The 19,254-nt window shown below is 71.5% G+C and carries 16 protein-coding genes; 4 read left to right on the top strand and 12 right to left on the bottom strand.

Features of this window, described 5'->3' with window-relative positions:
• Nucleotides 1-42 precede the first annotated feature (42 nt).
• The gene (locus FVQ89_RS06520) at nt 43-834 is read left to right on the top strand and encodes a CPBP family intramembrane glutamic endopeptidase (RefSeq protein ID WP_187264936.1); all 792 of its coding nucleotides are present in this window, start codon (nt 43-45) and stop codon (nt 832-834) included.
• Here FVQ89_RS06520 and FVQ89_RS06515 read toward each other — a convergent pair.
• The 8 genes from FVQ89_RS06515 to FVQ89_RS06480 all read right to left on the bottom strand — a co-directional run bounded on the left by FVQ89_RS06515 (nt 812) and on the right by FVQ89_RS06480 (nt 10,960).
• Nucleotides 812-1,426, bottom strand: coding sequence for a gamma carbonic anhydrase family protein (locus FVQ89_RS06515; RefSeq protein ID WP_147901037.1), 615 nt, complete (start codon nt 1,424-1,426; stop codon nt 812-814). The two genes, FVQ89_RS06520 and FVQ89_RS06515, sit on opposite strands and share 23 nt — an antisense overlap.
• Before the next feature lie 163 nt (nt 1,427-1,589).
• Nucleotides 1,590-5,153 (bottom strand): transcription-repair coupling factor, encoded by a 3,564-nt coding sequence (gene mfd / locus FVQ89_RS06510; RefSeq protein ID WP_147901036.1) that lies wholly within the window; start codon nt 5,151-5,153, stop codon nt 1,590-1,592.
• A gap of 48 nt (nt 5,154-5,201) precedes the next feature.
• Nucleotides 5,202-5,786, bottom strand: a complete 585-nt coding sequence (pth, locus tag FVQ89_RS06505) for an aminoacyl-tRNA hydrolase (RefSeq protein ID WP_147901035.1) — start codon at nt 5,784-5,786, stop codon at nt 5,202-5,204.
• A 4-nt stretch (nt 5,787-5,790) separates the two neighbouring features.
• Nucleotides 5,791-6,429 carry a 50S ribosomal protein L25/general stress protein Ctc gene (locus tag FVQ89_RS06500; protein WP_147901034.1) on the bottom strand — a complete coding sequence of 213 codons (639 nt, stop codon included), beginning with the start codon at nt 6,427-6,429 and terminating at the stop codon, nt 5,791-5,793.
• Nucleotides 6,430-6,615: 186 nt separating this feature from the next.
• The gene (locus FVQ89_RS06495; protein ID WP_255513456.1) at nt 6,616-7,650 is read right to left on the bottom strand and encodes a D-2-hydroxyacid dehydrogenase; all 1,035 of its coding nucleotides are present in this window, start codon (nt 7,648-7,650) and stop codon (nt 6,616-6,618) included.
• 50 nt (nt 7,651-7,700) lie between these two features.
• Nucleotides 7,701-8,732 (bottom strand): zinc-binding dehydrogenase, encoded by a 1,032-nt coding sequence (locus FVQ89_RS06490; RefSeq protein ID WP_147901033.1) that lies wholly within the window; start codon nt 8,730-8,732, stop codon nt 7,701-7,703.
• Between the two features lie 43 nt (nt 8,733-8,775).
• Nucleotides 8,776-9,546, bottom strand: a complete 771-nt coding sequence (locus tag FVQ89_RS06485) for a glucose 1-dehydrogenase (RefSeq protein ID WP_147901032.1) — start codon at nt 9,544-9,546, stop codon at nt 8,776-8,778.
• Nucleotides 9,547-9,571: 25 nt separating this feature from the next.
• Nucleotides 9,572-10,960: a GntP family permease gene (locus FVQ89_RS06480; RefSeq protein ID WP_147901031.1), complete on the bottom strand. Its 1,389-nt coding sequence runs from the start codon at nt 10,958-10,960 to the stop codon at nt 9,572-9,574.
• Between the two features lie 160 nt (nt 10,961-11,120).
• Between FVQ89_RS06480 and FVQ89_RS06475 the strand changes: the two genes are divergently transcribed.
• Nucleotides 11,121-11,816: a FadR/GntR family transcriptional regulator gene (locus FVQ89_RS06475; RefSeq protein ID WP_147901030.1), complete on the top strand. Its 696-nt coding sequence runs from the start codon at nt 11,121-11,123 to the stop codon at nt 11,814-11,816.
• Here the strand turns inward: FVQ89_RS06475 and FVQ89_RS06470 are convergent.
• Nucleotides 11,800-12,762, bottom strand: coding sequence for a phosphoglycerate dehydrogenase (locus tag FVQ89_RS06470; protein ID WP_147901029.1), 963 nt, complete (start codon nt 12,760-12,762; stop codon nt 11,800-11,802). The genes FVQ89_RS06475 and FVQ89_RS06470 overlap by 17 nt on opposite strands.
• Nucleotides 12,759-14,207: a gluconokinase gene (locus FVQ89_RS06465; RefSeq protein ID WP_147901028.1), complete on the bottom strand. Its 1,449-nt coding sequence runs from the start codon at nt 14,205-14,207 to the stop codon at nt 12,759-12,761. Before FVQ89_RS06465 ends, FVQ89_RS06470 begins: the two co-directional genes overlap by 4 nt.
• A 72-nt stretch (nt 14,208-14,279) precedes the next feature.
• Between FVQ89_RS06465 and eda the strand changes: the two genes are divergently transcribed.
• Nucleotides 14,280-14,930 (top strand): bifunctional 4-hydroxy-2-oxoglutarate aldolase/2-dehydro-3-deoxy-phosphogluconate aldolase, encoded by a 651-nt coding sequence (eda, locus tag FVQ89_RS06460; RefSeq protein ID WP_147901027.1) that lies wholly within the window; start codon nt 14,280-14,282, stop codon nt 14,928-14,930.
• A gap of 34 nt (nt 14,931-14,964) precedes the next feature.
• Nucleotides 14,965-16,407 (top strand): NADP-dependent phosphogluconate dehydrogenase, encoded by a 1,443-nt coding sequence (gndA, locus tag FVQ89_RS06455; protein ID WP_147901026.1) that lies wholly within the window; start codon nt 14,965-14,967, stop codon nt 16,405-16,407.
• A 248-nt stretch (nt 16,408-16,655) separates the two neighbouring features.
• On the opposite strand, the gene FVQ89_RS06450 is transcribed toward gndA, so the two are convergent.
• Together FVQ89_RS06450 and FVQ89_RS06445 are read right to left on the bottom strand one after the other, a co-directional pair.
• Entirely contained in the window at nt 16,656-18,014 is a 1,359-nt protein-coding gene (locus tag FVQ89_RS06450) for a CoA transferase (RefSeq protein WP_147901025.1), read from the bottom strand.
• Nucleotides 18,015-18,023: 9 nt separating this feature from the next.
• The gene (locus tag FVQ89_RS06445) at nt 18,024-19,244 is read right to left on the bottom strand and encodes an APC family permease (protein WP_147901024.1); all 1,221 of its coding nucleotides are present in this window, start codon (nt 19,242-19,244) and stop codon (nt 18,024-18,026) included.
• Nucleotides 19,245-19,254 lie beyond the last annotated feature (10 nt).

Here is a 19,254-nt window from a genome sequence, read left to right as displayed (position 1 = left end):
CCCCGCCGACGTGCATTCCCGACGGACGGCAGAATGAATCCGATGGACTCGCGCCTGCTCGCTCTGCTGCTCGTGGTCGTCGCCTTCTTGGTGTGGCGCGCGGTCACCCGTGAGCGTCGCGAGTACGCCCGATTCCGGCGGCTGCGGGCGACCGGAGCGCGACAGAAGGTCATGCGGCGCTGGCTCGCGGAGTCGGTACTCGTCATGGGCGGGCTCTCGGCGGCGATCCTGCTCGCGGCGGGCGACTACGTGCCCGCGGCGCTGGCGGATGCGCAGGTGCCGTTTGCGGGGATCCGGGACTTCCTCGGCACGGCGGCCGGGACGGTCGTCGCGATCGTGGTCGGGGTGGCGGCGGTGGCGCTGCTGGTCGTGCCGGTGCTACTCCTCGGCGGCACCTCCCTCGACGACGTGCCGAAGGTGGGCGACATCGGGGCGCTGCTGCCGCGCACCCGCGGCGAGCTGCCCTACGGGACGGGGCTCGCGGTGTCCGCGGGGGTGTTCGAGGAGCTCATGTTCCGGCTCGCGCTACCGGCGCTGCTGTTCGGGCTGCTGGGCGACGGGCTGCTGTCGTTCCTGCTCGCGACGCTGCTGTTCGGTGCGCTGCACCTCTACCAGAAGGCGGTCGGGATGATCGTCGCGACTGTGCTTGGCGCGATCTTCGCGCTGCTGTACATCGTGTCGGGCACGATCCTGCTGCCGATCGTCGTGCACGTGCTCGTCGACCTGCGTTCGCTCGTGCTGCTACCGCTCGTGCTCGGCCGGGTGTGGGCGATCGACGGGAGGCCGGGCTCTCCCGCTGCGGGCTCGGCGACTATCCGGCCGAGGGATCCGTGAGCGGGATGTCGTCGGCGTGCCGCGCGAGGTGGCGCGCGTAGCGCTCGGTGAGCTGGACCATGAGGTCCGGAGTCTGCCGGTCGAGCCCGAACACGTAGCCGGGGAAGTCGAGGTCCTGCTGGATCTCCCAGATCTCGTCGTGGCGGTCGGGGCTGAGGATGCGCGCCGGATCGCCGACCGCGACCCACGCGATCGGCACCGTCGAGTCCGGCGGCAGCACCGTTCGCAGGTGCACGACTGCGTTGATGCGCACCTCGCTGCGAGTGCCGATCCGTGCCCCGTTGAAGACGCGGGAGCCGGTGGCGAGGAAGACCTCGTCGCCGATCGTCGCTCCGGAGACCGACGCCATCGGGCCGACGAGCACATGCTCGCCGATGTGCAGCGGGTCGGATGCGCTGGACCGCAGCAGCGCGTTCTCCATGACGATGCTCGAGGGGCCGATCGTGATGGGGCCACCCTCCGCGGTGATGACGGCGCCGTGCAGGATCTGGCACCCGGGCCCGATGGTGACGTCGCCGGATACGACCGCGGTGGGTGCGATGACCGCTGTGGCGTCGATGCGCGGGCTGTGCCCGAGGTGTTCGTACCGCATGCCCGCACGCTACTCCCCCGCCCCGGCCGCCCGCCCCCCGCCTGAGGGGTCGCAAACTGTCGGAGACACGGCGGGTCTCGCGCAGTTTGCGACCCCTCCCGGGAGGAGGCGACGCGGAGCGGCGCGGCGATGCGGCGAAGCCGGCCTGCGGCGAAGCCGCGCCCTAGGGGGTGGGGAGGGCGGCGGCCAGCAGGGTGCCCACCCAGGCGATCAGCTCGGCGTCGGAGACGTCCTCTGGCATCGGGACGTTCACGGCGTGCTGCGCCGCGAAGAACTTGACCCCCGGGTACATGCGCGTCAGCCGCACCTGGATCGAATCCGGCGGATCCAGCGGCGCGAGCCGCAGCCGGCCACCCATCGCGACCACCTCGCCGAGCCCCGCCTTCTGCGCGCGACGCCGCAGCCGCGACACCGCGACCAGCTGCTCCACCGCATCCGGAAGCTCGCCGTACCGGTCGGCGAGCTCCTCGATCACCCGATCGAGCGCGTCGTCCGGAGACAGCGGCGCGGCGGCCGTCGACAGCTTCTGGTACGCCTCGAGCCGCAGTCGCTCCGACTCGATATAGCCCTCCGGGATGCGCGCATCCACCGGCAGCTCGAGCCGCAGCTCCGTCTGTCCCTCGGCGACATCGCCGCGGAACACGCTCACCGCCTCGCCGATCATCCGCAAGTAGAGGTCGAACCCGACACCCGCGATGTGGCCCGACTGCTCGCCACCGAGCAGGTTGCCCGCACCGCGGATCTCGAGGTCCTTCAGCGCGATCTGCATCCCGCCACCGAGCTCGTTGTTCGTCGCGATCGTCTCCAGGCGATCCTGTGCCGTCTCGGTGAGCGGCTTGTCGGGGTCGTAGAGGAAGTACGCATACGCCCGCTCCCGGCCACGCCCCACGCGTCCGCGGATCTGGTGCAGCTGGCTGAGCCCATAGCGCTCTGCCTGGTCGATGATGAGCGTGTTCGCGTTCGCGATGTCGATGCCGGTCTCGATGATCGTCGTCGTCACGAGCACGTCGAACCGGCGCTCCCAGAAATCGACGATCACCTGCTCGAGCTGATGCTCGGTGAGCTTGCCGTGCGCGACGGCGATACGCGCCTCGGGCACGAGCTCGGCGAGCTCCGCGGCCACCCGCGAGATCGACGACACCCGGTTGTGCACGAAGAACACCTGACCCTCGCGCAGCAGCTCGCGCCGGATCGCGGCGGCGATCTGCTTGTCGGATCGCGCCCCCACGAACGTCAGAATCGGGTGGCGGTCCTCCGGCGGCGTGGCGAGCGTCGACATCTCGCGGATGCCGGTCACCGCCATCTCGAGGGTGCGCGGGATCGGCGTCGCGCTCATCGCGAGGATGTCGACGTTCGTCTTCAGCTTCTTGAGCGCATCCTTGTGCTCGACGCCGAAGCGCTGCTCCTCGTCGATGATGACGAGTCCGAGATCCTTGAACCGCACCGCGTCGGAGAGGATGCGGTGCGTTCCGATGACCACGTCGACCTCGCCGCGCTCGAGGCCGTCGAGGGTGTCCTTCGCCTCGCGATCGGTCTGGAACCTGCTGAGCGCCCGCAGATGCACCGGGAAGCCCGCGAAGCGCTCCGCGAAGGTCTCCATGTGCTGGCGCACGAGCAGCGTCGTCGGCACGAGGAGCGCCACCTGCTTGCCGTCCTGCACCGCCTTGAACGCGGCACGCACCGCGATCTCGGTCTTGCCGTACCCGACGTCGCCCGAGATGAGCCGATCCATCGGAATCGGGCGCTCCATGTCGGCCTTCACCTCGTCGATCGTCTGCAGTTGGTCGGGCGTCTCGGCGTAGGGGAAGGCCTCTTCGAGCTCGCGCTGCCACGGGGTATCGGGGCTGAACGCGAAGCCCTGGCTCGCCATCCGGGCGCTGTAGAGCTTCACGAGCTCGACGGCGATGTCGCGCACCGCCTTGCGCGCCTTGCCCTTCGCAGCCGCCCAGTCCGATCCGCCCATCTTCGAGAGCGCGGGCGCCTCGCCGCCGACATAGCGGGTCAGCTGGTCGAGCTGATCCGTCGGCACGTACAACCGGTCACCCGCCTGCCCGCGCTTCGAGGGCGCGTACTCGAGCACGAGGTACTCGCGGGTCACCTTCTCGTGTGCGGTGCCGAGCGGGCCGCGCGCGACACGACCGCCGCCCGCGACCTCGCGCGTGACGAGCTCGACGAAGCGCCCGATTCCGTGGGTTTCGTGCACGACGTAGTCGCCCGCCTTCAGCTGCAGCGGATCGACCACGTTGCGGCGACGGCTCGCGAGCCGCTTGGGCTGCCGCGAGTCGATGCCCGCAGCGCGCCCGTAGAACTCGGCTTCCGAGAGGAGCGCGAACCGGGCGTCGTCGAGCTCGAAGCCCGCTTCGACGGACCCCGTGACCAGGTAGGCGACCCCCGGCTCCGGATGCTCGGGCACCTCATCGACGATGCGCGCGGCGACCTCGCGCTCAGCGAGCACCTGCGCGGCGCGGTCGACGAGCCCGTGACCTGCCGCGGCGACGGCGACCGACCACTCCCCCTTCAGCAGCGACGCCACATGCGCGGCGGCGCCGTCCACCTGGCCGGCGAAGCTCGGGATCGCCCGCCCGTCGATGCGGACCACCTCGTCGTCGTCGGCGTCGAACGGGCTCACCGTCCACCATGTGCGGGGGCGCGCCTCGGCGCGCAGAGCGGAGACGGTCAGGAAGTCGCCCGTGTCGAGGCTCGCCTGCAGGTCGATGGGGGCGGATGCGCCCGCCGTCGCCGCCGACCACGCCGCCTCGAGGAACTCGCGATTGGTCTCCGCGAGACTCAGGGCGCGCGTCGCGACGCGCTCCGGCGAGAGCACCACGACCGCGGCATCCGTCGGCAGGTAGGAGGTGAGCGGCACGAGGCGGCCGACGAGCGCCGGCGTCAACGACTCCATGCCCTCCACCGGGATGCCCTCGGCGATCTTCGCGAGCATCGGGGCGATCGCCTCGTACTCGTGCTGCAGCTCGCGTGCGCGGTCGCGCACGGTGTCGGTGATGAGCAGCTCGCGCGCAGGCGGCAGCTCCACGGCGCCCGTCTCCTCCGGGAGCGAACGCTGGTCGGCGACCGAGAACGCGCGCAACTGCTCCAGCTCGTCGCCGAAGAAGTCGGCACGCACCGGATGCTCGGCATCCGGCGGGAAGACGTCGAGGATGCCACCGCGCACCGCGAACTCGCCGCGGCGGGTCACGAGATCGACTCGCGAGTAGGCGAGTTCGGCGAGGCGCAACGCGAGCCCACCGAGGTCGTAGCCGCGACCTCCGGGCGTCAGCACGATCGGGTCCAGCTCGTCGAGACCCGGGGCGAGCGGCTGCAGCGCGGCGCGCACGGATGCGACGAGCACGACCGGCCGATCCCGCGGCCCCTCCTGCCAGCGGCGGAGTTCGCGCAGGCTGCGGAGGCGGCGCCCCACCGTCTCGGCGGAGGGGCTGAGCCGCTCGTGCGGGAGCGTCTCCCACGCGGGGAACGGGAGGACGAGCGCGTCCGGCGCCCAGCATCCGATGGCATCGGCGACGGCCTGCGCTTCACGACTCGTGGCGGTGATCGCCAGCAGCGCCTGACCCCGGCCGGCGGCCCGGGCGCGACGCTCGAGCAGTCCCGTGAGCAGGGGCACGCGCAGCCCCTCGACGGCGGAGAAGTCGCCGTCGGCCGCGGCCCCGGCGAGGGCGTCGGCGTAGCTGCGGGCGCGCGCCAGCACGAAGGTCAACGAGGCGAGTCCCACTCGTTCGAGCTTACGCGGTGGGGCCGACGCTCCGCCCCGCGGACGACGTCAGCCGCGGGGTGCGTGCCAGCGCTGCTGCGCGGCGAGGAGACCCTCGCGCACGAGGTCCTCCGTGGCGTCGGCGGCGTCCGCCAGAAGCGAGGGCAGCGTCTCGCGCTCGGCCTTCGAGAACGGCGAGAGCACGTAGTCCGCGGGATCCTGGCGACCGGGCGGGCGCCCGATGCCGATCCGCACCCGAGCGAAGTCGGCGGTGCCGAGCGCCGACTGGATGTCGCGCAGGCCGTTGTGGCCGCCGTGACCGCCGCCGACCTTCAGCCGGACCGTGTCGAAGGGGATGTCGAGCTCATCGTGCAGCACCACGACGCGGTCGGCATCGAGCCCGAAGAACCGGGCGGCCGACGACACCGGCCCACCCGAGAGGTTCATGAACGAGAGGGGCTTCGCGAGCACGAGCTTCGGCTGGCCGGGGCCGAGCCGCCCCTCGGCGAGGAGGGTGTTCGACTTGTGGCGCGAGAATCGCGCGCCGATGCGCTCCGCGAGCACGTCGAGAGCCATCTGGCCGACGTTGTGGCGGTGCGCGGCGTAGCCGGGCCCGGGGTTCCCGAGCCCGGCTACGAGCCAGGTGTCGTCCAGGCGATTACTCCGCGGACTCCTCGGCGGCCTCCGCCGACTCCTCCACGGCAGCGGCCTCGGTCTCGCCCTCGGCGGCCTCGGCGCCCTCCTCGGGCAGGTCGGACTTCGCCGGAACCGTGACGTTCACCACGAGCACCTCGGCGTCGGTCACGAGCGTGACGCCCTTCGGCAGGGTCACGTCGCCCGCGAGCACGTGGGTGCCTTCCTCGGCGCCCTCGATGTCGATCACGAGGCGCTCCGGGATGTGCGTCGCCTCCGCCTCGACCGTCAGGGTCGTCTGGTCGAGCGCGACGATGGTGCCCGAGAAGGACTCGCCCTCGACGTGCACCGGCACGTCGACGGTGACCTTCTCGCCCTTGCGGATGACGATGAGGTCGATGTGCTCGATGATCTGGCGCACCGGGTCCTTCTGGACGTCCTTCACGAGCGCGAGCTGGTGCTCGCCCGCGATGTCGAGCTCGAGCACGGCGTTCGCCTTGCGGATGAGCAGCATCGTCTCGTGGCCCGGCAGGGTCAGGTGACGCGGCGCGGTGCCGTGGCCGTAGAGCACGGCGGGGATCTTGTCGGCGGCACGGATCTTGCGGGCCGCGCCCTTGCCGAACTGGTCGCGGACCTCCGCGACGAGCTTCTGGTCGTCAGACATGATGTCTCTCCTTGGTGGGGCTGGGCCCCGTCAGATGTGTGGTGTCAACTCGAACGCGCAACAGCGTGAGGAAAGACCTGGGCCTGCCCACCGCGTCGATCACGGATGCCGCACGCGACATCCCTCGCCGAAGTTCGCGGGGAAGTCTACCCGATCGCGCTGGGGGCCTCACCCCGGGCCGTCAGGTCAGTAGAACTCGCGCGTATCGACCACGTTGCGCAGCTCGCGCCCATCGAGCAGACGGGATGCGTTGTCGGCGAACAGCTCGGCGATGAGCCGCGGCTCGTGGGCGCTGATCGCCGCCGTGTGGGGCGAGAGCACGACATTCGGCAGATCCCACAGGGGGCTCTCCGCGGGCAGCGGCTCGACCGCGGTCACGTCGAGCACCGCGAGACCCACGCGGCCGTCCTCGAGCGCCTCGATCAGCGCGGGCTCGTCGACGGTCGACCCGCGTCCCACGTTCACCACAGTCACGCCCGGGCGCACCGCGGCGAGCACCTCGGCCGAGAGCATGCCGCGCGTGGCGTCGGTGCCGGGCAGCGCCAGCACGATCGCGTCGGCCGAGGCGGCGGCATCCGCGAGCTGCTCCACCGGGACGATGCGCTCGACATCCGCCTCCACCTCGCGGCGGTGCACCCCCACGACTCGGCAGCCGAGCGCGGTGAGCTTCGACGCGGTGAGGCGGCCGATCGATCCGAGGCCCACGATGAGCACGGTCGTCTCGCCGAGGAGCCCCAGCTGCTCCCGCGGACCCCACTCCCGCGCCCGACGCTTGCCCTCGAGCCACGGCAGCCGCTTGGCGCCCGCGAGCACCCCGAACACGGCGAACTCGGCGAGCGGGGTGGCGTGCACCCCTGCGGAGGTGGTGAAGACGATCCGCTCGAGATCGTCTTGAGCGAGTCCCGCCGCGCGCACCTGCTGGCCCCCGCCCGCCGGGATCGTGTGCACCCAGCGGAGGCGCGGATTCGCCGCGACGGTGCGCGCGAGCGCCCGGCCCGACTGGTCGGGCACCCCGAAGAGCGCATCCGCCGAGTCGAGCAGCCGCTCATAGCGCTGCTGCTCCTCGGGCGTGCGCTGCTTCACCCCGACCATCCAGTCGATGTCGGGATCGTTGAGCAGGGCCGGCTCGTGGACCACCTCCAGCCGCTCGTCGCGGGCGATCAACGCCACGAGATCCTCAGGCAGAGGCGTCGCGATCACGACGCGCAGACGGTCGGTCACGCTTCCTCCAGATCGGGGCTGCCGCGAGAGGCAGGCACTCCCGCCCGATCCTACGACTCGGGTGAGTGCCCCTCGGGCCACACCGCCACGACCACCTTGCCGGAGCTCGCGGAGTCCTTGGCTGCGGCGAACGCATCCTCGATGCGGTCGGCGGGGAACTCGTGGGTGATGACGGCCTCGATCTCGGGATGCGCATCGAGCAGGCGAACCGCCTCGTCGATCTCGTCGTGGAAGCGGAAGGTGCCGAAGACCCGCAGCTCCTTCGAGATGAACGGCGCGAGGTTCACCGGGCGCGGCTCGTCGGGCACCATCCCGACCTGCACGACCACCCCGGCCGGACGTGCCGCCCGGAACGCGACCGACACGGATGCCGCGACGCCCGAGCACTCCATCACGATGTCGTAGGACGAGGCCGGCACGTCTTCGCTCGTGACGTCGAAGACACGAACCGCACCGAGCTCACGCGCCCGGTGGAGCGGCCCCGGCAGCACATCCGTCGCGTGGACCTCGGCGGCCCCCGCGGCGACGAGCGCCGCGATCGCGAGCAGCCCGATCGGCCCGGCGCCCGTCACGAGCACCCGCTTGCCGGCGACACCGCCGGTCTTGGCGATGCCGTGCAGGGCGACGGCGAGCGGCTCGGCGAGCGCGGCGCGACGCACCGGCAGCGTCGGCGGGAGCACCCGCACCATGTCGCGCGCCACGACGAGCTGCTCGGCCAGAGCACCTTGTGTGTGCGGCCAGGTCGATGCGCTTCCCAGATACGATCCGCCGGGCCAGAGATGCGGCTGGTCCTCGGCCCCCTCGATCGGCGTGCCGAACCGGGCGGGATGCACCGTCACGGGGGTGCCCGGTGCGAGCTCACCGCTCGGGTCGAGATCGACCCGGCCCGAGAGTTCGTGACCGGGGATGAGCGGCTCGCGCACGACGAACGCGCCGTTCGCGCCTTCGGAGAAGTAGTGCAGGTCGGAGCCGCAGATCCCGACGAAGTCGACGCGGATCCGCACCTCGCCCTCACCCGGCTGCGGCACCGGGGTCTCGCGAATGCTCAGGGTCTCACGGGCGTCGATGTAGGCGGCCTTCATCGGATTCCTTACTGTGTGTGGAAGAACTGTGCGCGCATGACGGTCAGACGACCGCGGTCATGCCGCCGTCGACGAACAGGTTCTGGCCCGACACGAAGCTCGAGGCATCCGAGGCCAGGAACAGCAGCGCGCCGTTGAGCTCCTCGAACCGTCCCCACCGCGCGGCGGGCGTGCGCGCCGTGAGCCACGAACTGAACTGCTCGTCGTCCACGAGGGCGCGGTTCATCTCGGTCGCAAAGTAGCCGGGCGAGATCGCGTTTACCTGGATGTCGTGCCGGGCGAGGTCGGCGGCCATCCCCTTCGTCAGCTGGGCGACCGCTCCCTTCGTCGCCGAGTACGGGGCGATCGTCTGCCGGGCGAGCAGCGACTGCACCGAGGCGATGTTGATGATCTTCCCCGAGCCCCGCTCCACCATCCCGGGCGCGACGTACCGCGAGACGTAGAAGACGCCGTCGAGGTTCGCGGCGACGAGGCGATCCCACTCCTCCACGGGGAACTCGGCGAAGGGGCTGCGGTACTGCACACCGGCGTTGTTGACGAGGATGTCCGGCACACCGAGCGTGTCGATCACCTCGGCGACACCGCGTTCGACGGCGGCGTGGTCGGTGACGTCGAACGCGACCGACGAGGTGGTCGCCCCCGTCTCGTCCGCGACCGCGGCGGCCGTCTCGGCGGCCACCGCGGCATCGCGGCCGTGGATGACGACGCTCGCCCCCGCCGCACCCAGGGCCGTGGCGAGCGCGCGGCCGAGGCCGCGGGTCGATCCGGTCACGAGTGCGGTGCGCCCGGAGATGTCGAAGAGCGAGGTCGTCATTCGGGAGATCCCTTCGGATGCTGGGTCAGAACGCGGACGCGAGAGCGAACACGAGAAGCGCGAACACGAAGCCCGTGACCGACTCGAGCGTCTGCTGAACGGTCCACGTCTTGAGCGTGGTCTTGACGTCGAGGTTGAGCAGGCGGCTGACGAGCCAGAAGCCGGAGTCGTTGACGTGACCGGCGAACACCGAACCGGCCGCCGTCGCGAGCACCACCGCGGCGAGCTGGAACTCGTTGAAGCCGGCAAGAGCGACCGCCGGGGCGATGAGTCCGGCTGCGGTCGTGAGTGCGACCGTCGCCGAGCCCTGGGCAACGCGCAGCACCACGGCGATCACGTAGGCGGCGAAGATCACGGGCAGGCCCGAGTCCTGCAGCACATCCGCCAGGGCGTCGCCGATGCCGGAGGCGCGCAGCACGCTTCCGAACATGCCGCCGGCACCGGTGATGAGGATCACCGACGCCACCGGACCGAGCGCCGAGTCGACGAGCTTCTCGAGCGCGGAGCCGGTCGTGCCGCGGCGGGCGCCCAGCACGACGAGCGCGACGAGGAGGGTGATGGCGAGTGCAACCGGCGACTGCCCGATGAACGTCGCGACGAGGTAGAACCACGACTCCGAGTCGATGACACCGGACGAGGCGAGGGCCGAGACACCCGTGTTGAGGAAGATGAGCACGAACGGCAGCAGCAGGATCGCGATGACGGTCGAGACGCGCGGCGGGTTGGTGGGCTGGTCGTCATCGACGGTGCCGAAGAGGTCGGGAACCGGGATCTGGAAGCGGCTGGCGACGAACCGACCCCAGAGGTAACCGGAGAGGTACCAGGTGGGGATCGCGATGACCAGGCCGACGAGGAGGACGATGCCGAGGTTCGCGCCGTAGAACTGGGTCGCGCTCACGGGGCCCGGGTGCGGCGGCAGGAAGACGTGCATGACCGAGAACGCGGCGACCGAGGGGAACGCGAACAGCAGGACGTTCTTCGCGCTGATGCGGCGCGCGATGGCGAAGATGATCGGCAGCATCATGATGACGCCCGCGTCGAAGAACATCGGGAAGCCGAGCAGCAGCGATGCCACGCCGAGCGCGAGGGGTGCGCGCTTCTCACCGAAGACGGCGACGAAACGCTCCGAGAGGGCTTTCGCGCCGCCGGAGTGCTCGATGAGACGCCCGAGCATCGCCCCGAGACCGACGAGCAGCGCGACGCTTCCGAGTGTCGATCCGAAGCCGGTGACCGCGGTCGACACGACGCCGCTGAGCGGAATGCCCGCGACGATACCGGTGAGGAGCGACACCACGATGAGCGTGATGAAGGCGTGCAGCCGGAACACGATGATGAGGATCAGGATGAGCGCGATCGCGCCCGCGGCGATCGCGAGCAGCGGGCCCGCGGTCAACGTCTGTGTCCAGTCGTCCATACGAAATCTCCGTTGAGTTCGAGTCGGGGCCGGGGTGGTCTCCGACGAGTGTCAAGATGGGTTCGCCCGCGTGGAGACCACGCGAACGTCGCGGCATAGCGTCGCACAATAGTCTTACTTATTGCAACATGTAGTGATACTTATCACGAGACGGGACCCGATGGCGGATCGCACGCACCGAACACTCCTCGACGCCCTCGGGGAGCGCATCGCCGCGGGCGAGCTCGCGGCGGGCACGGTGCTGACGCTCGCCGGCATCGAGGCGGAGTACTCCGTCTCGCGCAGCGTCGTCCGCGAGGCCGTTCGAGTGCTCGAGGCGATGGGGCTCGTCGAACCGCGCCGCCGTGTCGGGGTGACCGTCCGCCAGCGCATCCACTGGCACGCTCTCGACCCGCGCCTCATCCGCTGGCGCCTCGCCGGCGCCTCGCGCAACCAGCAGATCGTCGCGCTCACCGAACTCCGCCTCGCGATCGAGCCGACCGCCGCGCGCTTCGCCGCGACCCGTGCCGGCGCCGACGAGCGGGAAGGGATCCTCCGGCTCGCCAGGCGTCTCGACGAGCTCGGCCAGGCAGGTGCAGGCGCGACCGACGAATACCTGCGCGTCGACGTGGCCTTCCACCAGGAGATCCTCGCCGCGAGCGGCAACCTCATGCTCGCCGCGATCTCCGAACCGATCTCGGAGGCGCTCTCGGGGCGACACGCCCTGGGGCTCACCCCGGCCGACCCGACCCCCGAGAGCCTCCACGACCACCTCGCGACAGCCGCGGCCATCGCGCGCGGCGACTCCGCCGCCGCCGAGAGTGCGAGCCGCAGCGCCCTCGAGGGCATCCTCGACGAGGTCAGGCGCCTGCTCTGACCCGCCCCTCGGGCTCCTCGCCCGCGAGCACCGCCAGGATGTTCCGGACGGCGGCACGCGCCGTGCGATCCACCGCCTCGAGCGTGTGCGCCCCCGAGTGCGGCGTCGACACGACATGCGGATGCCCGACGAGCACCGAATCGGTCGGCGGCTCGGTCTCGAACGCGTCGAGACCGACACCGAAGAGCTGACCGTCATCGAGCGCCGCGAGCGCGGCCACCTCGTCGATCAGCCCGCCGCGCGCGGTGTTCACCACGATCGCCCCCGGTCGCAGCAGGGCGATCCGGCGCGCATCGATCACCTCGCGGGTCTCATCGGTGAGCGGCAGGTGGAGGCTCAGCACGTCGCTTCCGGCCAAGACCTCGTCGAGTCCGCCCGGCTCGACGCCCGCTTGGGCGAGCACCTCGTCGGGCACGAACGGGTCGTAACCGCGCACGTGCATCCCGATCCCCGTCGCCGCCGCCGCGACCCGCCGGCCGATCGCCCCGACCCCGAGGACGGCGAGCGTGCGACCCGCGAGCTCGATCCCCGAGCTCCGCGGCCATCCGCCGCCGCGCACCTGCTCGTCGAGACGCGGGATGCGCCGCGCGACCGCGAACATGAGCCCGATCGCGAGCTCGGCGACACCGGATGCGTTGGCACCCGGCGTGATCGCGACCACGACCCCGCGCCGCTCAGCCGCGGCCAGATCCACCCGGTCGTAGCCGACGCCGAAGCGAGCGATCACCCGGAGCATGTCGGCGGCGGCCAGGGCGTCCTCGGCGAACTCGTCGAGACCCGCGAGCACACCGTCGATGCCGGGCAGCATCGCCGCGAGCTCGCTCGCCGTCAGCGGGCGCCCCGCATCGCTGAACACGAGGTCGACGCCCGCATCGCGCAATGGCGCGAGCGCCGGGTGATCCCTCTCGCGGCACAGCGAGGTGGCCGTCACCAGGACGCGCGTCACGCCCCCGTCACCGCCTCGTCGGACGACGGAACCGTGCGCTCATAGGCGTCGAGGTAGCGATCGAGATCCCCGCGCAGCCGCTCGGTGCGCTCGAGATCCGGGGTCAGGATGCGCGCCTCCCCCTCGTCGAAGGCGGGCGGGTCGTCGTCGAGATCGAGCGTGCGCAACGCCATCCGCGTCGCCCCCACGACCGAGCTGTGCTGCCGGGCCGACGTCTCCATCTCGACGCCGAAGGCATCCACCGTGAACTGCGACCAGAACGGCGACGAGAGCACGCCACCCGAGAGCACGATGCGGCGAGGGAAGCCGTTGATCGCCGTGAGCTCCTTGAAGCAGTGGACGAGCGAGAAGGTCACACCCTGCAGCACCGCCTGGTACAGGTCGACCCGAGCGTGCCGGGGCTGCATGTCGAGGAAGCCACCCTGGCGCTGGTCCTGCCAGCCGGGGCTGCGCTCGCCGAACAGGAACGGCAGGAACACCGGCAGGTCGCGACGGTCGTCGCGCAGCAGCGGCTCGATGTCGGCGTAATCGGCTGCCTCGCCGAAGAGCGTGCCCTTCGCCCAATCGACGCAGTTGCCGCATCCGCTCGTCGCCGCACCGCTCAGCCAGCCGATCGGCGAACGGTACGTCCACGTGCTCATCGTGGGAGAGAACGACGGATGCGGCACCGCGAACCGCAGCGCACCGCTCGTCCCCATCGAGAACGTCATATCGCCGGGGCCGTCCGCGCGGTCGCCGACCTGGCTGAGGCCTCCGTCCGGGCTCGCGACGAGCACCGGCACGCCCGGCCGCACGCCGAGCAGGGCCGCCGCATCCGCCCCGAGGGGTGCCGTGTCGGTGCTCTCGTGCAGTTCCGGCAGGCGCACCCGCGGGAGACCGAGGCGCTCGAACACCTCGTCGTCCCACTCGTTCTCGCCCGCCGCCAGCAAACCGGTGCCGGACGCCGACGAGCGGCTCATCCACACCTTGCCGGTCATGCGGGCGAAGATGAGGCTCGCCTGGTCGAGCGCCAGCGCATCGTCGAGGCGCACGCCCTGCTCGGCCAGCATCGCGAGCTTGAACGCCGGATAGATCGCGTTGACCATGCATCCGGTGTGGCCGTAGAACCACGAGGTGAAGTCCTCATCACGCCGCAGACGCGCCGTGAGGCTCTGCGCTCCGGTGTAGGACCACTCCATGACGGGCGTGCGCTGGCGCAGGTCCGACTCGCGCAGCGTGAGTCCGTGCCAGGTGCCGGAGAGCGCGATCGCGTCGATCTGGCGACCCTCGGCGGCCTCCCGCCCGAGCGCCATCAGCTGACCGTAGACACTGTCGCCGTCACGAACGGCGCCGTCCGCGCCGCGGGATTCGAGCGAGCGCGAGCGCACCTCGACCTGCTGGGACTCGGTGTCGAACACCAGCGTCTTCGCGGATGTGGTGCTCGCCTCGAGCGCGAGAATCAACAACTTGCTCTGCCTCCTTGGCCGTCCGCGACGGCCTCGGGCCGCCCCGCCGCGCCAATGATATGCTTAATCACGATGGGCACCAAGAGCGGCGATGATGCGCTGAACGCACTCGCGACACACCGCCTCGTGCCCGTGATCGCGCTCGACTCAGCCGAGCAGGCAGACCCCCTCGCAGCGGCCCTCGTCGCAGGCGGGCTCCCCGTCGCCGAGGTTACCTTCCGCACGGCGGCGGCCGCCGAATCCATCCGGATCATGTCCGAACGCGGCGACGTGCTCGTCGGCGCCGGGACCGTCATCACCCCTCAGCAGGTCGACACGGCCGTCGACGCGGGCGCGCAGTTCGTCGTCTCCCCCGGGCTGTCGGCGTCGGTCGTCGAACGCTGCCGCGAGCGCGGCATCCCCGTGCTCCCCGGAGCGGTCACCGCCACCGAAGTGCAGGCCGCCCTCGAGCTCGGGATCGAGACCGTGAAGTTCTTCCCCGCCGGCACCTCCGGCGGAGCGCGCGCCATCGCCGCGCTCAGCGCCCCCTTCGGTTCGGTGCGTTTCGTGCCCACCGGAGGCATCGGCGTCGCCGACCTCGGCGACTACCTCGACATCCCGCAGGTGATCGCCGTCGGCGGATCGTGGATGGTGCCCGCCGACGCCATCCGCGGCGGCCAGTGGGACCGGATCTCCACCCTCAGCGCCGACGCCGTCGCCGCCGCACACCGCGCGCGCCCGTAGGCTAGACGTCGCTCCCGCACGAAAGGACCCCACTGTGACCCAGGCCAACATCGGAGTCGTCGGACTCGCCGTCATGGGGTCGAACCTCGCCCGCAACCTCGCCAGCCGCGAAGGCAACACGGTCGCGATCTTCAACCGCAGCTACGAGAAGACCCAGACACTGCTCGACGAGCACCCCGAGGCCGGCTTCCTGCCCGCCGCCGACTACGCCGAGTTCGCCGCGACGCTCTCGAAGCCGCGCACCGCGATCATCATGGTGCAGGCCGGCCGCGGCACCGACGCCGTCATCGACGAGCTCGTGAAGGTCTTCGAGCCGGGCGACATCATCGTCGACGGCGGCAACGCACTCTTCACCGACACCATCCGCCGCGAGAAGGCCGTGCGCGAGACGGGCATCAACTTCGTCGGCGCCGGCATCTCCGGTGGCGAAGAAGGCGCGCTCAACGGGCCCTCGATCATGCCCGGCGGATCCGACGAGTCGTGGGTCACCCTCGGCCCGATCCTCAAGTCGATCGCCGCCGTCGCCGAAGGCGAGCCGTGCGTCACCCACGTCGGTCACGACGGCGCGGGCCACTTCGTCAAGATGATCCACAACGGCATCGAGTACGCCGACATGCAGCTCATCGCCGAGGCGTACGACCTCATCCGCCGCGGCACCGGCAAGAGCCCCGCCGAGATCGCCGACATCTTCGCCGAATGGAACCGCGGCGAACTCGAGAGCTACCTCATCGAGATCACCGCCGAAGTGCTGCGTCAGGTCGACGCCGAGACCGGCGCACCGCTCGTGGACGTGATCCTCGACCAGGCGGGCGCCAAGGGCACCGGCGCGTGGACCGTGCAGTCGGCACTCGACCTCGGCATCCCCGTCTCCGGAATCGCGGAAGCCGTGTTCGCCCGGTCGCTGTCGTCGAAGCCCGCACAGCGCGCCGCCGCTGCCGAGCTCCCCGGGCCGTCGGATGCCTGGACCGTCGCCGATCCCGACGCGTTCGTCGAAGACGTGCGCCGCGCGCTCTACGCCTCGAAGATCGTCGCCTACTCGCAAGGCTTCGACGAGATCGTCGCCGGCGCCGAGCAGTACGGCTGGGACATCAAGAAGGGCGAGATCGCGAAGATCTGGCGCGGCGGATGCATCATCCGCGCCCAGTTCCTCAACCGGATCACCGACGCGTACGACGCGGACCCCGGACTCGTCGCCCTCCTCACCGCGCCGTACTTCCGCGACGCGCTCGTCGACAGCCAGGAGGCGTGGCGGCGCGTGGTCGTCGCAGCCACCCAGGCCGGCATCCCCAGCCCCGCGTTCTCGTCGTCGCTCTCGTACTACGACGGACTGCGTGCCGAGCGGCTCCCCGCCGCCCTCGTGCAGGGACAGCGCGACTTCTTCGGCGCCCACACCTACAAGCGCATCGACAAGGACGGCACGTTCCACACCCTCTGGTCGGGCGACCGCACCGAGGTGCAGGCGGTGGATTCGCACTGATTCTTTGGCGCCGCGATAATCCGCGGCGCTGCGCCGGGCGCGCGCACGAGCGCGGTCGCGCACGCGCCCGGGGGTGCGCACATAGGCAACAAACGAGGGCGAAGCCGCTGATTCGTTTGGCGCCGCGATAATCCGCGGCGCTGCGCCGGAACCGCGCACGAGCGCGGTCGCGCACGCGCCCGGGGTGCGCACAGAGGCGACAACTGACGGCGAAACACCGCGGTAATCCGCGGCGCTGGGTCGCGCGGCTACCAGGTGGGGTTGTCGGCGCCGAAGGCTCGGGGGGCGCGGTCCCAGCCGACGCGGGTGCCGGGCACGTCGAACGGCGGGGGCACGATCCGCACCGGACCCCACTGCGCCTGCATCAGCTCCCCCTCCTCCGGCTCGGGCGCGGCGAACCGCGCCGCACGAGGCAGACCGCGCGCTTGCTCCAGCAGCAGCGCCGTCCGGGCCAACGACAGCCGCGCCTCGCGACCCGTACCATCCGTCACCCGCGCGACCAGCCCCGCAAGCACCGCGGCAGCCATCAGATATCCGGTCGCCTGATCGAGCGCCTGCACCGGCAACGGCACCGGCCGGTCCGCGGCCGCAGCGCGCATGCCCGCATCCGCGATCCCGGACGACATCTGCACCAGGCTGTCGAACCCGCGCCGCGCGGCCCACGGTCCCGTGAACCCGTACGCGTCGAGCGACACATCCACGAGACCCGGCCGCGCCTCACGACGCACCTCCAGCCCGAGTCCCAGCCGTTCGAGCGCATCCGAGCGATAGCCGTGCACGATCACGTCGGCGCGACCCAGCAGCCGCACAGTTCGCGCGAGCGACTCCGGATCGTGCACGTCGACCCGTGCCGTGCGCTTACCGAGCGTCATCTCGTGGGCGAGCGCCGGCTCATCCCACGCCGGCGGGTCGATCCGCAGCACCTCCGCGCCGAGACCTCCGAGCATCCGCGTCGCCACCGGACCTGCGAGCACCCGCGTCAGATCGAGCACGCGCAGACCCCCCAGCGGACGCTCCGCAGTCGGACGCCAGTCGGATGCCGCTTCGCCGTGGGTGTCAGCCCACGCGACGAGCGGCTCCGCTGCCACAGCCTGGCCCTGCGGGTGACGCTTCCACTCGTCGACGGTGTGCATCACTGCCGCGCATCCGCCCTCGTCCACGACCTCCGTCTCGAGCTGCTCGGCCTTCCAGATCTTCACGGCGCGGGCGATCTCGGCGCGCTCCGCATCCACCCCGAGCACCCGCAGCGCGGCCTGCCGATGTGCGGGGGCGTTCGTGTGCAGGCGCACCCACCCGTCGGATGCCTCGTAGTCGCCCGCGATGGCATCCCACGGCTCCGGCGCGAACCACCCCACCGGTCGCACGCCGGCGCGGAACCATGCGTCGGCGAGTTCCCGGCGCACCGTCGCGCCGCCCTCCCCCACACCGCACGCCGCGCGCAGGGCGACGACGCCGGCCCCGACCGCGGCGACCGACGCGGCGGCCAGATCGGAGACCGGGTAGGGCGACTCGAGGGTCGCCGTTCCCGTGACGTTGACGGCGGCGACATCGAGGCCGAGCGCCGCGCCGATCTCGTTCCGCAGTTGCGCGTCCGCTGAGCCCGCCATCCCCCGACGCTACGCCGCACGCCGCGCGGCCACCACCGCCCGAACCGCGAACCCAGCCACCAACACGGATGCGGCCACGAGCAGCGCGGCGGGCGGCGCCCACAACGCGAGACCGATGCACGCCACTGCGCCCACCGCGGCGATTGCCCGACCCGCGGCGCCGCCGAGGCGCCAGGCGAGGGTGTGCGAGATGGCGTAGTAGCCGAGCACGGCGCCGGCTGACGCGCCGATCAGCACCGCTGACGGCAGCAGCAGGGCGGCAGTCGCGGCGACCACCGCGACGACCGCATCCGCCCGGATCGGGGTGCCGGTGCGCGGATGGATCGGGGCGAGCGCGCGGGGCAGCTCCCCCGCCTGCGCCATCGCCTGCGCGGTGCGACTGAGGCCGGCGAGCACTCCGAGGGCCGAGCCCACACAGGCGACGACGACGGCGATCACGACGACGGGACGCCATCCGGGCCCAGCGAGATCCGCGAGTGGTGCCGAGCTTGCAGCAAGCCCAGCGGTGCCGAGCCCGAGGAGCAGGATGACGGCGGTCGCCCCGGCGAGGACCGCGACACTCACGAGCGAGACGGCGACCGCGACCGGCAGGGTGCGACGCGGGTCGCGGACCTCGCCGCCGAGCGTCGCGACGCGCGCGTACCCGGCGAAGGCGAAGAAGATGAGCGTCGCGGCGGGCAGCAGACCGGCGGGTGCGTCGGGCCAGTCGAGCGGATGCGGGTCGGAGATCCGGGTGACTCCGACGAGGTCGGCGGCGAGCAGGAGGGCGACGACGATGCCTGCGGTGATCGTGCTGGCGACGGCGGTGCTGCGGACGCCGCTCGCGTTGACGGCGGCGAGGGCGAGGATGATGCCCGCGGCGAGGGGACCGGTGCCGAGCGGACCCGCGGCGTCGGGCGCGAGGTAGTCGGCGGCGACCCGCGCGATGGCGGCGGCGGATGCCAGCTTGCCGACGAGGAAGAGGGCGCCTGCCGCGAAGGCGAGCCGGGGCGCACCGAGCGCTCGGCCGAATGCGAAGACACCGCCGGACTCCGGATAGGCGCGGGCGAGTCGGGTGGTGCTGGTGGCGTTGAGCGTGGCGATGAGGAGGGCGATGCCGAGAGCCGCGAGGATCCCCGCTCCGGCGTGTGCGGCGGCGGGTGCCCAGACGGCGAACACGCCGGCACCGAGCATGGCGGCGAGTCCTACTCCGGTCGCGGTGGGCACCCCGATGATCCGCCGATAGCTCACGGGCGGATGC

It is taken from the genome of Homoserinibacter sp. GY 40078 (assembly GCF_008017545.1).
In the GTDB taxonomy this organism is placed as follows: domain Bacteria; phylum Actinomycetota; class Actinomycetes; order Actinomycetales; family Microbacteriaceae; genus Homoserinibacter.
The sequence above is the reverse complement of the archived record's forward strand: the minus strand, read 5'-3'. Positions and strand labels throughout refer to the sequence as shown.

Coding starts and splice junctions, on each gene's coding strand:
- FVQ89_RS06520 (WP_187264936.1), top strand. CDS start 43: ATGGACTCGCGCCTGCTCGCTCTGCTGCTCGTGGTCGTCGCCTTCTTG.
- FVQ89_RS06515 (WP_147901037.1), bottom strand. CDS start 1,426: ATGCGGTACGAACACCTCGGGCACAGCCCGCGCATCGACGCCACAGCG.
- FVQ89_RS06500 (WP_147901034.1), bottom strand. CDS start 6,429: ATGTCTGACGACCAGAAGCTCGTCGCGGAGGTCCGCGACCAGTTCGGC.
- FVQ89_RS06490 (WP_147901033.1), bottom strand. CDS start 8,732: ATGAAGGCCGCCTACATCGACGCCCGTGAGACCCTGAGCATTCGCGAG.
- FVQ89_RS06485 (WP_147901032.1), bottom strand. CDS start 9,546: ATGACGACCTCGCTCTTCGACATCTCCGGGCGCACCGCACTCGTGACC.
- FVQ89_RS06480 (WP_147901031.1), bottom strand. CDS start 10,960: ATGGACGACTGGACACAGACGTTGACCGCGGGCCCGCTGCTCGCGATC.
- FVQ89_RS06475 (WP_147901030.1), top strand. CDS start 11,121: ATGGCGGATCGCACGCACCGAACACTCCTCGACGCCCTCGGGGAGCGC.
- eda (WP_147901027.1), top strand. CDS start 14,280: ATGGGCACCAAGAGCGGCGATGATGCGCTGAACGCACTCGCGACACAC.
- FVQ89_RS06450 (WP_147901025.1), bottom strand. CDS start 18,014: ATGGCGGGCTCAGCGGACGCGCAACTGCGGAACGAGATCGGCGCGGCG.